At 62.7% G+C, this 12,592-nt stretch carries 13 protein-coding genes and 1 tRNA gene; 5 read left to right on the plus strand and 9 right to left on the minus strand.

The window, feature by feature from the left end; genetic code table 11:
• Positions 1-11: 11 nt before the first annotated feature.
• The 4 genes from queF to yaaA all read right to left on the minus strand — a co-directional run bounded on the left by queF (position 12) and on the right by yaaA (position 3,335).
• Positions 12-857, minus strand: coding sequence for an NADPH-dependent 7-cyano-7-deazaguanine reductase QueF (gene queF / locus C5F53_RS03915; protein WP_105259987.1), 846 nt, complete (start codon positions 855-857; stop codon positions 12-14).
• A complete protein-coding gene (locus C5F53_RS03920) occupies positions 854-1,753 on the minus strand; it encodes an alpha/beta fold hydrolase (protein ID WP_105259988.1) in 900 nt (299 codons plus the stop codon). The genes queF and C5F53_RS03920 overlap by 4 nt, the downstream gene beginning before the upstream one ends.
• 240 nt (positions 1,754-1,993) lie before the next feature.
• Complete coding sequence (locus C5F53_RS03925; protein ID WP_105259989.1) at positions 1,994-2,512, minus strand: zeta toxin family protein; 519 nt, start codon at positions 2,510-2,512, stop codon at positions 1,994-1,996.
• A 49-nt stretch (positions 2,513-2,561) separates the two neighbouring features.
• On the minus strand, positions 2,562-3,335 hold the full coding sequence (yaaA, locus tag C5F53_RS03930; RefSeq protein WP_105259990.1) for a peroxide stress protein YaaA: 774 nt from the start codon (positions 3,333-3,335) through the stop codon (positions 2,562-2,564).
• 173 nt (positions 3,336-3,508) lie between these two features.
• Between yaaA and C5F53_RS03935 the strand changes: the two genes are divergently transcribed.
• From C5F53_RS03935 to moaC, 3 genes are read left to right on the plus strand one after another with little or no spacing between them, the layout of a single operon-like run.
• A complete protein-coding gene (locus tag C5F53_RS03935) occupies positions 3,509-4,885 on the plus strand; it encodes an esterase-like activity of phytase family protein (protein WP_105259991.1) in 1,377 nt (458 codons plus the stop codon).
• A gap of 37 nt (positions 4,886-4,922) precedes the next feature.
• Positions 4,923-5,816, plus strand: coding sequence for a MaoC/PaaZ C-terminal domain-containing protein (locus tag C5F53_RS03940; protein ID WP_161499881.1), 894 nt, complete (start codon positions 4,923-4,925; stop codon positions 5,814-5,816).
• A 22-nt stretch (positions 5,817-5,838) separates the two neighbouring features.
• Complete coding sequence (gene moaC / locus C5F53_RS03945; protein ID WP_105259993.1) at positions 5,839-6,351, plus strand: cyclic pyranopterin monophosphate synthase MoaC; 513 nt, start codon at positions 5,839-5,841, stop codon at positions 6,349-6,351.
• An 11-nt stretch (positions 6,352-6,362) separates the two neighbouring features.
• On the opposite strand, the gene C5F53_RS03950 is transcribed toward moaC, so the two are convergent.
• Both C5F53_RS03950 and C5F53_RS03955 read right to left on the minus strand, forming a co-directional pair.
• Positions 6,363-6,860 (minus strand): cupin domain-containing protein, encoded by a 498-nt coding sequence (locus C5F53_RS03950; protein ID WP_236635202.1) that lies wholly within the window; start codon positions 6,858-6,860, stop codon positions 6,363-6,365.
• Positions 6,857-7,195, minus strand: coding sequence for a hypothetical protein (locus tag C5F53_RS03955; protein ID WP_146097288.1), 339 nt, complete (start codon positions 7,193-7,195; stop codon positions 6,857-6,859). The genes C5F53_RS03950 and C5F53_RS03955 overlap by 4 nt, the downstream gene beginning before the upstream one ends.
• Before the next feature lie 224 nt (positions 7,196-7,419).
• Here C5F53_RS03955 and C5F53_RS03960 point away from each other — a divergent pair, with 224 nt between their 5' ends.
• Complete coding sequence (locus C5F53_RS03960; RefSeq protein ID WP_105259996.1) at positions 7,420-10,443, plus strand: valine--tRNA ligase; 3,024 nt, start codon at positions 7,420-7,422, stop codon at positions 10,441-10,443.
• 83 nt (positions 10,444-10,526) lie between these two features.
• Here C5F53_RS03960 and C5F53_RS03965 read toward each other — a convergent pair whose 3' ends face one another.
• The 3 genes from C5F53_RS03965 to cysM form a co-directional block, all read right to left on the minus strand.
• Entirely contained in the window at positions 10,527-10,754 is a 228-nt protein-coding gene (locus C5F53_RS03965) for a sulfurtransferase TusA family protein (protein ID WP_105259997.1), read from the minus strand.
• 30 nt (positions 10,755-10,784) lie between these two features.
• Positions 10,785-11,336: an NUDIX domain-containing protein gene (locus C5F53_RS03970; protein WP_105259998.1), complete on the minus strand. Its 552-nt coding sequence runs from the start codon at positions 11,334-11,336 to the stop codon at positions 10,785-10,787.
• A gap of 87 nt (positions 11,337-11,423) precedes the next feature.
• A complete protein-coding gene (gene cysM, locus C5F53_RS03975; protein WP_105260400.1) occupies positions 11,424-12,326 on the minus strand; it encodes a cysteine synthase CysM in 903 nt (300 codons plus the stop codon).
• Between the two features lie 41 nt (positions 12,327-12,367).
• On the opposite strand from cysM, the gene C5F53_RS03980 reads away from it, so the two are divergent.
• Positions 12,368-12,452: transfer RNA gene (locus tag C5F53_RS03980), tRNA-Leu, on the plus strand.
• The last annotated feature ends 140 nt before the right edge of the window (positions 12,453-12,592 follow it).

A 12,592-nucleotide genomic window follows, 5' to 3' on the forward strand; every position in this document is an offset into this window, starting at 1 on the left:
AGCAACCCAGCCTATTGGCGAGCTGTGCGCGTATTGCCCGGCAGGGCCTGTGGGTGGCTGGTGCGGAAGGGGTTGATGTCCAGCCCGCCGCGGCGCGTGTAGCGCGCATACACCGTCAGCTTGGTGGGTTTGCAGCGCGTCCAGATGTCCATGAAGATGCGCTCCACACACTGCTCGTGGAACTCGTTGTGGTTGCGAAAACTCACCAGGTACTGCAGCAGCCCCTCCTGCTGAATCGGCAGGCCCGCGTAACGAATCTGCACGCTGCCCCAGTCGGGCTGGCCGGTCACCAGGCAGTTGCTTTTGAGCAGATTGCTCACCAGCACCTCGTCCACAGCGCCCTCATCGGGCACGGTGGTCAGCAGCTCGGGCGCAGGCTGGTAGTGGGTGCATTCCACGTCCAGCCGGTCCAGGTTCAGCCCGTCCAGCTCGTGCACGGGCTCGCGGTCAAACAGGGCCGCGTCGATCAGCCTCACCCCGATGGAGCTTTGCACCACGCCGCCGCGCCACACGGCTTCAGCAATGTCTGTACGCAGCCGCTCCAGCACCTCGGTGGCATCGGCAAAGCGGGTGTTGTTGAAGCTGTTGAGGTAGAGCTTGAAGGACTTGCTCTCCACAATGTTGGGCGACTCACACGGAATGGTGAAGTGCACCAGCGCCACCTGCGGTTTGCCGCGCAGGTTGAGCCAGCTCAGCTCAAACGCAGTCCACATGTCGGCACCAAAAAACGGCGCGGCGCCGGTGATCCCAATCTCGACGCGCTTGCCCGCACGCGGGATGGGGAACAGCAGTGAGGCGTCGTACTGGTCCACATAGGCCGAGGTTTTGCCAAGCTGGGATTGTTCGGGGGTGTTCATGCGGTGGCTTTCAAATGGGGGATCAGCGCGGCCAGGATTTGGCGCACCGGTTCGGGCGGCAGGTCGTGGCCCATGCCGTCGATGGTGAGCAGCTGGGCACCCGGAATGCGACGTGCGGTGTCTTCGCCACAGGCCAGCGGCACCAGCGGGTCGGCTTTGCCGTGGACCACCAGCGTGGGCGCGGTGATGCGCGAGAGCAGCGCCGCACGTGTGATGTCGGCCACCACGGCCAACATCTGGCGCGCGGTGCCCACGGGGTGAAAGGCGCGTTGCACACTGGCGCGCACGCGTGTATGCAGTTCGGTTTCGGGCGTGGGGTAGCCAGGGCTGCCAATGGTCTGAAACAGGCGCACCGAATGGGCGACCACGGCATCAGTACCGCTACCCGCCGGGCGGCTGATGAGGGCGCGCACCACCTCAGGTGCCGCCTGCGGCAGGCCACGCGCACCACTGGTGCTCATGATGCTGGTCAGGCTCAGCGTGCGCGCGGGTGCCGCCAGCGCCACGCGCTGCGCAATCATGCCGCCCATGCTCACGCCCACCACATGGGCCTGGTCAATCTTCAAAGCGTCCAGCACACCCAGGGCGTCGGCTGCCATATCGGCCAGGCTGTAAGGCGCAGCGGGCACCAGGCCCAGCTTGTACTTGAGACTGGCCCACAGCAGATTGGGCTTGCCCAGCGCATCGAAGTGGCTACTCAGACCCACATCGCGGTTGTCAAAACGCACCACGCGGTAACCCGCTTTCTCCAAGGCATCCACCATCTCGGGCGGCCAGGCAATCAGCTGCATGCCCAGGCCCATGATGAGCAGCACCGCAGGTTTGCTGGCGAACGACGCATCCATCTGGGCGCTGTCTTCCACTTCAATGTCGATTCCGTTTGCTCTTATTTTCATAGCTGCTCGCGCAATTAATTCGGGGGCTTAGGCCCTATTTGGCTTCAATTTTTCCTGGCGAAATGCGTACAACATGGCCCGCGCGCGCAACGATCAAATCGGTTCCCGTTTGTTGCGCAATCTGCCGTGCACGTTGTGCCGCGCGGTGCATGGCAGCCTGTGCCCCCGCCATGTCGGACTTGGCGTCTGAAACGCTTGGCCCATAAGAAGGCTGGGGTTCATTGACTTGATGTGGCTTTGTCATGGTTTGTCACTCCAATCTATCAGTTGGGGCTCATCGCCCGCGTTGTCATACACCACCCATTGGTCTACCAACGGTTGGTAGACCGTACGCAACAGTTGCAGTCCGGAATCGAACCGACGGCGGATGGTGTCTTCGGGAATGTGGTGGCCGCCCTGGCGCACACGCTCCGCAACACGTTGAACCGCCATATCAGCATTCGGAAGACTCAAAAAGAAAAGCTCCACCAAATATCCTGCTTTGCGCCACTGGGGAATCTGCCGTGCATAACCCCTCCCGGACAAGGTGGTCTCAAACGCAAAACGCTCCCGTCTCGCCACATGCTGCGCAATCGCATCCAGCATCAAGCGCGCCGCCTGGATGGCGGCCTGCTCAGGTGCAAAAGGCGACAAACCGGCAGCAATCAAGTCCGCATTCACAAACACCGGACACGCAGCCTCATTGGGCAAGAACTCCCGTGCAAAGGTCGTCTTTCCTGCGCCATTGGGTCCCGCAATGATGATGATCTTGGGCTGCACTGGTCATTGCTCCTGTTTTAGTAGCTGCTCGCGCAAGTAATTCGGGCTCTCAGGCCTGTTTTCGTCTAAAAACCAGGCGCTCGGGGGTGGACTCGGCGGCGGCATAGGCGTAGCCGTCCACGTCAAAGGCGCGTAGTTGGTCCGGCGTCATCAGGCGGTGTTCGATGGCGTAACGCGCCATCAGGCCACGCGCCTTTTTGGCGAAGAAGCTGATGACCTTGTACTGGCCGTCCTTGTATTCCTGGAATACACACTCCACCACGCGGCCCTTGAGCGCCTTGGTGTCCACCGACTTGAAATACTCGTTGGAGGCCAGGTTGATGACCACGGGCGACGCATCCTTGCGCAGGCGGGTGTTCAGGTAGTCGGCAATCTGGCGGCCCCAGAAGTGGTAGAGGTTGCTGCCGTGTGGGCCCTTGAGCGTGGTGCCCATTTCCAGCCGGTAGGGCTGCATCAGGTCCAGCGGGCGCAGCACGCCGTACAGGCCGCTCAAGATGCACAGGTGGTCCTGCGCCCAGGCCAGGTCGTCTGCGCCCAGGGTTTTGGCCTGCAGGCCGTCGTACACATCGCCATCAAAGGCCAGCGCGGCCTGGCGCGCGTTTTTGGGCGTGGCGCGGGACGACCAGGCCGCATAACGCGCGACATTCAGCGTGGACAGTTTGTCGCTCAGGTCCATGAGCCCGGCAATTTGCTGCGGCGAGTAGTCGCGCAGCAGGGCGATCAGTTCTTTGGACTGCTTGACGAACAGCGGCGCGGTGTGGGGCTGACCGTTCAGCGGGGTGTCGTAGTCCAGGGATTTGGCGGGGGAAAGCAGAAACAGCATGGTGGTGAGGGCAAGGCAGACAGGGTGCGCCAGAGGGAGTGCGGGGCAGTTTAGCGTGAAAGGCATGGCCAGAGGCGCGGCGGGGCTTGTGCCACGGCGGGCAGTCACGGAGGTTTCACATGGGGCGCCTAGGCTTCGCCGCTTGTTCATCACCACCGGGAATTCTCTTGACCATGCGCACTTTTACCCCGACCCACCTGGCCCTGGCCGCGGCCCTGACCCTGGGCGCCGCTGCGGCATCCGCCCAAACCGAAGTCACCGCCACCCTGACTGGCCACGCTGCCCTGCCCTCCAGCACCACCGTGACCGCGCCCAAGTCGGCCGGCAAGTTTTTTGAAACCGCGGGCAAGTTTGCCGCCGCCAACCGCCAGCGCACCGAGACGCTGAACAGTATCGACGGCATCAGTTTTGTGGGCGACCCTAAGTACCCGCGCAAGTCCGGTGGCACCCTGCCCATTAAAGGCCAGGCCGTGCAGGGCTTTTCGGGCATCGTGTCGCTGGGCAAGGGCGAGTTTTTGGCGCTCACCGACAACGGCTTTGGCAGCAAGATCAACTCGCAGGATGCGTTGCTGATGGTGCACCACGTGAAGGCCGACTGGGCCCAGGGCAGCGTGAAGCGCCAGCAAACCACCTTTCTGCGTGACCCCGACCGCAAGGTGCCCTTTGCCATCCAGAACGAAGCCACCGCCGAGCGCTTTTTGACCGGCATCGACTTCGACCCCGAGTCCATCCAGGTGGTGGGCAACGAGTGGTGGATTGGTGACGAGTTTGGCCCTTACATCCTGCGCGTGGACCCCAAAGGCAAGGTGCTGGGTGTGGTGGAAACCGTGGTGGGTGGCAAGGCCCACCGCAGCCCCGACCACTATATGAATGGCCGCCTGCCCAACTACCCGGGCGACGCCGGTTTCGAGACCCGCCGCAGCGGCGGCTTCGAGCCCATGGCCAAATCGGTGGACGGCAAAACCGTGTACCCCATGTTTGAGTGGCCGCTGTGGGACGCCGCCGCCAAGGCCCAGGAAATGCGTAACGGCAAACCCTTCACCCGCATTCTGGAGCTGGACGTGGCTACCCGCACCTACGGCACGCGCCAATGGAAATACGCGTTTGAAGAGGCTGGCCATGTGGCCGCCGACTTCCAGATGCTGGACGCGAACACCGGCCTGGTGATCGAGCGCGACGATGCCACGGAAGGTTCGGGCAATGTCTGCAAGGACGAGCCGCGCACCGACTGCTTCACACGCCCCGCCAAGTTCAAGCGCATCTACAAGATCGACCTGTCGCAGCTGGATGCCGATGGTTTTGTGAAGAAGGTGGCCTTTATCGACCTGACCAAAATCGCCAACCCGAATGGCAAAGCCAAGCGCGGCCCCAACGAAGCCAACTTTGTGCTGCCGCACCTGGGCCCTGAAGGCCTGAGCGTGGTGGACGCGACCCACATCGTGGTGGTGAACGACAACAACTTCCCTTACTCCAGCGGCCGCACCCTGGGGCAGCCGGACGACAACGAGCTGACCTTGTTGGACATCAAGGCTCTCGTAGACGCGAAGTAAGACGACTCGGACATGGTCGCCATGCACAATGGCGACCATGTCCGACGCACCCATTTCCCTTCTGTACCAGGCCCCGCCCCGCAATGGCGGCGCCTTGGTGCGTAGCCTGTTTGCCGCACGCCCGGCCCAGGCCCCCGATGCCCAACACGGCATCCGTTTTGACGCCCGCTGGCACGGCGCCCGCCCCGATGCCACGCGACTGGCCAGGTACCGCCAGGTCTGTGACCTGCCCGACACCGGCACCCTGCCACTCTTGTACCTGCACGCCATGGCCATGCCGCTGCACATGGCCATCCTGAGCCACGCGCGTTTTCCGCTGCGCCTGCTGGGCCTGGTGCACTGGAGCAACCAGTTGGAGAGCCTGCGCCCCATTGCCAACGGCGAGGCCATGGACATGCACTGCACGCTGGACGGCATCCAGACCACCGAGCGCGGCCAGTCCTTTGCCATCCACACCACGCTGAGCACCGGCGGCAGCGTGGCCTGGCGCGAGACCAGCACCTTTTTGTCGCCCCTGGCGCGCAGCAAGTCGGGCAAAAAAACCGCGGCCGATGGTGGCGAACCCGACTGGGGCCCACCCATCGCCCAGTGGGCCGTGGCCGGCAACGCCGGGCGCCGCTTTGCCGGCCCCTCTGGCGACTGGAACCCCATCCACGTAAGCGAATTGACTGCGCGCCTGTTTGGCTACCCACGCGCCATTGCGCACGGCATGTTCAGCGCCGCGCGCTGCCTGGCGCTGCTGCAACGCGACCTGCCGGCCGACGCACCACTGGCGCTGGACCTGCGCTTCAAGCGCCCCCTGTTGATTCCGGGCCAGGTGGCCTTACATACGGCGCAGGGTGCGGGTGACGACCAGAACATGACCCGCTTTGTTTTAAAAGTGCAGCCCAGCAGCGAGCCGCATATAGACGGCACGCTGCGCAGGCTGTAAGCCATAGACGACAGGATTGACCATGACCGATACCAACCCCTCTGCCCTCACCCACTTCGACACCAAGGGCGACGCCCACATGGTGAACATTGGCGGCAAACCCCTGACCGCGCGCAAGGCCGTGGCTGGTGGCCGCATCCAGATGCAACAAACCACGCTGGACCTGATCCAGAACGCCCAGGCAGCCAAAGGTGATGTGCTGGGCGTAGCCCGCGTGGCCGGCATCATGGCTGCCAAACGCACCAGCGACCTGATCCCGCTGTGCCACCCCATCATGCTGTCGCGCGTGGCCATCGAATTTGAAGTGGTGCCCGCCACCGCCACCACCCTGCCCGCCGTGCAGTGCCTGGCGATTGCCGAAACCACGGGTGGCACCGGTGTGGAAATGGAAGCCCTGACGGCCGTGCAAATCACCCTGCTGACCATCTACGACATGTGCAAGGCCGTGGACAAGGGCATGGTGATGACCGACGTGAAGCTGCTGGAAAAACACGGCGGCAAGTCGGGCACCTACCTGGCACCGCCCACCGCCTGACAGACCACGCCTCAGTAGGGCGTGCCGTCCTTGTGCAGAAAACGCCAGACGCCGGCCTCCAGCACCGCCTGTAAATCATCGTCAGGGTAGCTGGCGCTATCACCCGGCGTGCGGTCGCCCACCTCCAGATACACCACGTCCTCCGCCGTGTTGTTCTGCAGGCAATGGGCGTTGCCCGTGCCGGCCTTGAAACCCGCGCACATGCCGGGCGCCAACAACGTGGCCCCCTCGTCCGTCTGCAGCGTGGGATGGCCTTGCAGGATGTAAACAAATTCGTCCTGCCGGGTGTGCGCGTGGCGCAAAGCAGACATGGTGTGCGGCGCCATACGCACCAAGTTCACGCCAAAGTTGCTCAACCCAAACACCTCGCCCAGCTGCCGCTTTTCGCGCCCGGCCACGCGCGCAGCAAAAGGCGCGGGGTAGTTGGAAGGCTTGGTGCGCGGCGCCACCTCGGTGGCAGCCACGGCAATGCGCGTACCCGATGGCATTGGGGGTAACACGCTTGTCATGGCTTGCCTGCCTGGAGCGCACGCACCATACACGCCTGCCGGGCATCCAGCAGTTGGGTCTCTTCGTCTCGGTAGGCAGCTTGCTCTGCGGTCGTCAATGTTCGCCCCCGGTACCGGCGCGCCAACTCTTCAGCAGCGCGATGCGACTGCTCGGCGCAGCCTTGTTGCGCGGCCATGCGCTGAGGCTGGGTGGCTTTGTTGGCCTGCGCCACACAGGCTTCCGCGTTTTTGGCGGCCAGGGCCATGGCAGATTGCAGGGACTTGGCCCACGACTGCTTTTGCTCCGTCGAGTCGGGATTGGGTAATTTCTGCCCAAATTCACGCTGAATTCGCATGGATTCCGCGTCATAGTGCTGCATACAACGCGCCTCAGTTTGGGCCTGCGCAGCAATACAAACACACAGCAAGGCTGCAAAACAAAGGCCGAGGGAGCTTTTCTTCAAGGACATGTGGCGTCTCAAGCAGTCAATGGCAGAGCCATTATGCGCATTTGGACTCGCGCACCATCCTGACCAGCCCTGCCCCGGTAAAATCGCCGCTCGCTCTTAGAACAACCCCCATGTCTGACACCGCCTCCACGCCCTCCACCGCCGCCCCCACTGCCCCCGAACAACCGGGCCTGCAGTCCCTGTCCAAATCGTTTGAGCCTGTCGCGCTGGAAGCGCACTGGGGCCCCGAGTGGGAAAAGCGTGGCTATGGCATCGCGGGCTACCGCGGCACGCAAGCCCCGCAAGCCGGCCAGCCCGCGTTTTGTATTCAGCTGCCCCCGCCCAATGTGACGGGTACGCTGCACATGGGCCATGCGTTCAACCAGACCATCATGGACAGCCTGACGCGTTACCACCGCATGGCCGGTTTCAACACCGCCTGGATTCCGGGCACCGACCACGCCGGCATTGCCACGCAGATCGTGGTGGAGCGCCAGCTGCAAGAGCAAAAGATCAGCCGACACGACCTGGGCCGCGAGGCCTTCACCGCCAAGGTGTGGGAGTGGAAAGAAAAGTCCGGCAACACCATCACCGGCCAGATGCGCCGCATGGGCGACAGCGTGGACTGGAGCCGCGAGTACTTCACCATGGACCCCAAGCTGTCCAAAACGGTGACCGAAACCTTTGTCCAGCTCTACGAGCAAGGCCTCATCTACCGCGGCAAGCGCCTGGTGAACTGGGACCCCATCCTCATGAGCGCGGTGAGCGATCTGGAGGTGGAGAGCGAAGAGGAAGACGGCTCGCTGTGGCACATCCGCTACCCCTTGGCCGATGGCAGCGGCGACATCACCGTGGCCACCACCCGCCCCGAGACCATGCTGGGCGACGTGGCCGTGATGGTGCACCCCGAGGACGAGCGCTACACCGCCCTGATCGGCAAGATGGTGAAGCTGCCCCTGTGCGACCGCGAGATTCCGGTGATTGCCGACGACTACGTGGACAAGGCCTTTGGCACCGGCGTGGTGAAGGTCACGCCCGCCCACGACCAGAACGACTATGCCGTGGGGCAGCGCCACAAGCTGCCCATGATTTGTGTGCTGACGCTGGACGCCAAGATCAACGAGAACGCTCCCGCGGCCTACCAAGGCCTGGACCGTTTTGTGGCGCGCAAGAAGGTCGTGGCAGATTTGGAAACCGGCGGTTTCCTGGTCGAGGTGAAGAAACACAAGCTGCAAGTGCCGCGCTGCGCGCGCACCGGCCAGGTGATCGAACCCATGCTGACCGACCAGTGGTTCATGGCCATGAACACCGTGGGCAAGGGCGACGCCACCGGCAAGTCCATCGCGCAAAAGTCCATCGACGTGGTGCAGAGCGGGGAGGTCAAGTTTGTGCCCGAGATGTGGGTCAACACCTACAACCAGTGGATGAACAACATCCAGGACTGGTGCATCAGCCGCCAGCTCTGGTGGGGCCACCAGATTCCGGCCTGGTATGACGACTACGGCAACCACTATGTAGCCAAAAACGAAGCTGAAGCAATTGCACAGTGGAAGCAGTCCCTGCCAGTACGCATTGCAAAAGCTAAAGCAGAGGGAAACAATGTTCTGGTGGCACGCCTTGAACAGGATGCTCTGGAGACAAACCCAATGTCGTGCCTTACCAGAGACCAAGACGTGCTCGACACCTGGTACTCATCTGCCATGGTTCCTTTCAGCACCATGGGCTGGGGCAACGAAGGCGCGGGCACTGGCGCCACCGACGACTACAACCTCTACCTGCCCAGCAGCGTGCTGGTGACGGGCTACGACATCATCTTCTTCTGGGTCGCCCGCATGATCATGATGACCACGCACTTCACGGGGCGTGTGCCATTCAAGCATGTCTACATCCACGGCCTGGTGAAAGACGCGCAAGGCAAGAAGATGAGCAAGTCCGAGGGCAATGTGCTGGACCCGGTCGACCTGATCGACGGCATCTCGCTCGCGCCCCTGCTGGTCAAACGCTCAGAAGGCCTGCGCAAACCCGAGACCGCGCCGCAAGTGCGCAAGAACACCGAGAAGGAATTCCCTGAAGGCATCCCCGCTTATGGTGCGGACGCGCTGCGCTTCACCTTTGCGGCACTCGCATCCCTGGGCCGCAGCATCAACTTCGACAGCAAGCGCTGCGAGGGCTACCGCAACTTCTGCAACAAGCTGTGGAACGCCACGCGCTTTGTGCTGATGAACTGCGAAGGCAACGACTGCGGGTTGAACGAGCACACCAAGGAACAGTGCGCGCCCGGCGGCGAAGCCCATGGCTACCTGGAATTCAGTCAGGCCGACCGCTGGATCGTCTCGCTGCTGCAAAAGACCGAGGCCGAAGTGGCCAAGGGCTTTGCCGAGTACCGCCTGGACAACGTGGCCAACACGATTTACGACTTCGTGTGGAACGAGTTCTGCGACTGGTACCTGGAAATTGCCAAGGTGCAAATCAACACCGGCACCGACGCCCAAAAACGCGCCACCCGCCGCACGCTGATCCGCACGCTGGAAGTCATCCTGCGCCTGATCCACCCCATCACACCCTTCATTTCTGAGGAGCTGTGGCAAAAGGTGGCGCCTGTTGCAGGCCGTGCAGGTCCCTCGGTAGCCGTGGCCGCCTACCCCGTCAGCCAGCCTGAACGCATCGACGAAGCTGCCATTGCCCACGTCGCCAAACTCAAGGCCCTGGTGGACGCCTGCCGCAACCTGCGCGGTGAGATGAACGTGTCGCCCGCCGCGCGCCTGCCGCTGTTCGTGGTGGCCCATAGCGCGGCCGAAGGTGAGTTCCTGCAAGCCTCAGCCGCCGTGTTGCAGTCGCTGGCCAAGCTCAGCGAGGTGAAGGTGTTTGCTGACGAAGCCAGCTGGCAAGCCGCCGCCCAGTCGGCCCCCGTGGCCGTGGTGGGTGAAGCCCGTGTCTGCCTGTTTGTGGAAGTGGACGTGGCCGCCGAAAAGGTCCGCCTGGGCAAGGAAGTGGCGCGCCTGGAAGAGCAGATCACCAAGGCCAGCGTCAAGTTGAGCAACGAAGCCTTTGTGGCCAAAGCGCCTGCTGCCGTGCTGGAACAGGAGCGCAAACGCGTGGCTGACTTTGCCGCCACGCTGGAGAAGGTGAAAGAGCAGCTGGCCCGCTTAGGTTGATGCTGAGGCCCGCTGGGGCCTGTGCAAAACAAAAACGCCGCATGGGAAACCCTGCGGCGTTTTTGTTTTGAGCGAAGAAACGTTTAGCGTCTACGCAGCACGTGGATGTATTCGGCGCCCACGGTCTCTTGCTCCAGTAGCTCGTTGCCGGTTTGCTTGGCAAAGGCCTGAAAGTCTCGGATGGAGCCGGGATCGGTGGCCACCACCTTGAGCGTCTGGCCGCTCACCAGCTCCGCCAAAGCTTTTTTGGCCTTGAGGATGGGCAGCGGGCAGTTCAGTCCGCGGGTATCAACTTCTTTGTCGGTGTGCATGCGATGGGCTTTCTGGCGTGAAGGCTGATTTTAAATCGCCAGCTTCTCTGCGTCCTGGCGCCACACCGGGTCGATGAAGGTAGGCTCGTGCCCGCGCGAGCGCAAAAACTCGGCCAGCGCATAACCGGTGCCGGCCGGCCAGCACTTCACGTCTTCCAGGTTGTAGAGGCGGTAGTCCACCAGCTCCGGGCTCAGCGTCACATCACCATGGCAGACCGCGTGGTAGGCAATGATGATCTGGTTCATGCGCTGGAAGTCGTACACGCCCAGCAGCTTGAGCGCGCTGGTGGTCAGGTTGGTCTCTTCCAAAATCTCGCGCGCAATGCCCTCTTCGGGCGTCTCGCCGGCCTCCATGAAGCCGGTGATCAGCGCGTACATCTTGCCGGGCCAGGCTGCGTTGCGCGCCAGCAGAATTTTCCCGTTGTACTCAATCACCGCCGCCAACACGGGCGTGGGGTTGTTCCAGTGCGTGAAGTCGCAGGCCGGGCAGCGCAGGCGGGTTTTGTCGCCGCCGTCTTCGGCCAGCGTGATGTGCTCCAGCGCCGTGGCGCACTGCGGACAGAACTTGAAAGCTGCTGACATACCTACCCTTCTGCAGATTTATTCGCTATCTATTCAGTAGCTACTCGCGCATATTCCACGAGGGCTAGAGGCCTATTTGATTCAGAATCAGGCGGGAAACACACCTGTGGAGAGGTAGCGGTCGCCGCGGTCGCAGACCACAAACACAATCACCGCGTCGCGCTCGCGCCGGGCAATCTCCTGCGCCACCCAGCAGGCGCCGGCAGCCGAGATGCCGCCAAAGATGCCTTCTTCACGCGCCAGGCGGCGGCACATGTCTTCGGCATCGGCCTGGCTCACGTAGACCAGCTCGTCCACGTTTTTGGGGTCGTAAATCTTGGGCAGGTATGCCTCGGGCCATTTGCGAATGCCGGGGATGCGCGAGCCCTCGGACGGCTGGGCACCAATGATCCGGATGGCCGGGTTCTTTTCCTTCAAAAAGCGCGACACACCGGTGATGGTGCCCGTGGTGCCCATGGCGCTCACAAAGTGGGTAATGCGGCCATCGGTTTGCTTCCAGATTTCGGGGCCCGTGGTCTCGTAGTGGATGCGGGGGTTGTCGCCGTTGGCAAACTGGTCCAGCACGCGGCCTTTGCCATCGCGTTGCATCTGCTCGGCCAGGTCCCGTGCGTACTCCATGCCACCGCTCTTGGGCGTGAGGATGAGTTCGGCGCCAAAAGCCTTCATGGTCTGGGCGCGTTCGATGGACAGGTCCTCCGGCATGATCAGCACCATGCGGTAGCCCTTGACGGCCGCGGCCATGGCCAGGGCAATACCGGTGTTGCCCGACGTAGCCTCGATGAGGGTGTCACCCGGTTTGATGTCTCCGCGCTCCTGCGCGCGCTGGATCATGGACAGGGCCGGGCGGTCTTTGACCGAGCCGGCGGGGTTGTTGCCTTCGAGCTTGCCCAGCACCACGGTGTTGCGGGACTGGTTGTCGTTGGCCTGGATGCGCTGCAGTGCGACCAAGGGGGTGTTTCCGATGGCGTCTTCGATGGTGGGAAATGTCATGCCCATAAATGTGCCATAATTCGCGCTTCACAGAATACCCTGCCCGGGTGGTGAAATTGGTAGACTCAGGGGACTCAAAATCCCCCGCCGCAAGGCGTGCCGGTTCGAGTCCGGCCCCGGGCACCACATACAAGCCAGACGTTCGCAAGACGTCTGGCTTTTTGTTTGGGCGCTCTAAAAGCCCTCATGGATTACCCGCTGTGTGGCCCTGCGTGACACAAGGGCGCGGGCGCCACCTCTATGATGCGGGCCACAAGAACCCGCAA

Origin of the sequence: Rhodoferax sp. TS-BS-61-7, assembly GCF_002943465.1 — a bacterium.
Taxonomy (GTDB): Bacteria; Pseudomonadota; Gammaproteobacteria; order Burkholderiales; family Burkholderiaceae_C; genus Allorhodoferax.

Bases quoted from the DNA above. Each gene is read 5' to 3' on its own strand.
- queF (WP_105259987.1), bottom strand. From the start codon at position 857: ATGAACACCCCCGAACAATCCCAGCTTGGCAAAACCTCGGCCTATGTG.
- C5F53_RS03920 (WP_105259988.1), bottom strand. From the start codon at position 1,753: ATGAAAATAAGAGCAAACGGAATCGACATTGAAGTGGAAGACAGCGCC.
- yaaA (WP_105259990.1), bottom strand. From the start codon at position 3,335: ATGCTGTTTCTGCTTTCCCCCGCCAAATCCCTGGACTACGACACCCCG.
- C5F53_RS03935 (WP_105259991.1), top strand. From the start codon at position 3,509: ATGCGCACTTTTACCCCGACCCACCTGGCCCTGGCCGCGGCCCTGACC.
- C5F53_RS03940 (WP_161499881.1), top strand. From the start codon at position 4,923: ATGTCCGACGCACCCATTTCCCTTCTGTACCAGGCCCCGCCCCGCAAT.
- moaC (WP_105259993.1), top strand. From the start codon at position 5,839: ATGACCGATACCAACCCCTCTGCCCTCACCCACTTCGACACCAAGGGC.
- C5F53_RS03950 (WP_236635202.1), bottom strand. From the start codon at position 6,860: ATGACAAGCGTGTTACCCCCAATGCCATCGGGTACGCGCATTGCCGTG.
- C5F53_RS03955 (WP_146097288.1), bottom strand. From the start codon at position 7,195: ATGCGAATTCAGCGTGAATTTGGGCAGAAATTACCCAATCCCGACTCG.
- C5F53_RS03960 (WP_105259996.1), top strand. From the start codon at position 7,420: ATGTCTGACACCGCCTCCACGCCCTCCACCGCCGCCCCCACTGCCCCC.
- C5F53_RS03965 (WP_105259997.1), bottom strand. From the start codon at position 10,754: ATGCACACCGACAAAGAAGTTGATACCCGCGGACTGAACTGCCCGCTG.
- C5F53_RS03970 (WP_105259998.1), bottom strand. From the start codon at position 11,336: ATGTCAGCAGCTTTCAAGTTCTGTCCGCAGTGCGCCACGGCGCTGGAG.
- cysM (WP_105260400.1), bottom strand. From the start codon at position 12,326: ATGACATTTCCCACCATCGAAGACGCCATCGGAAACACCCCCTTGGTC.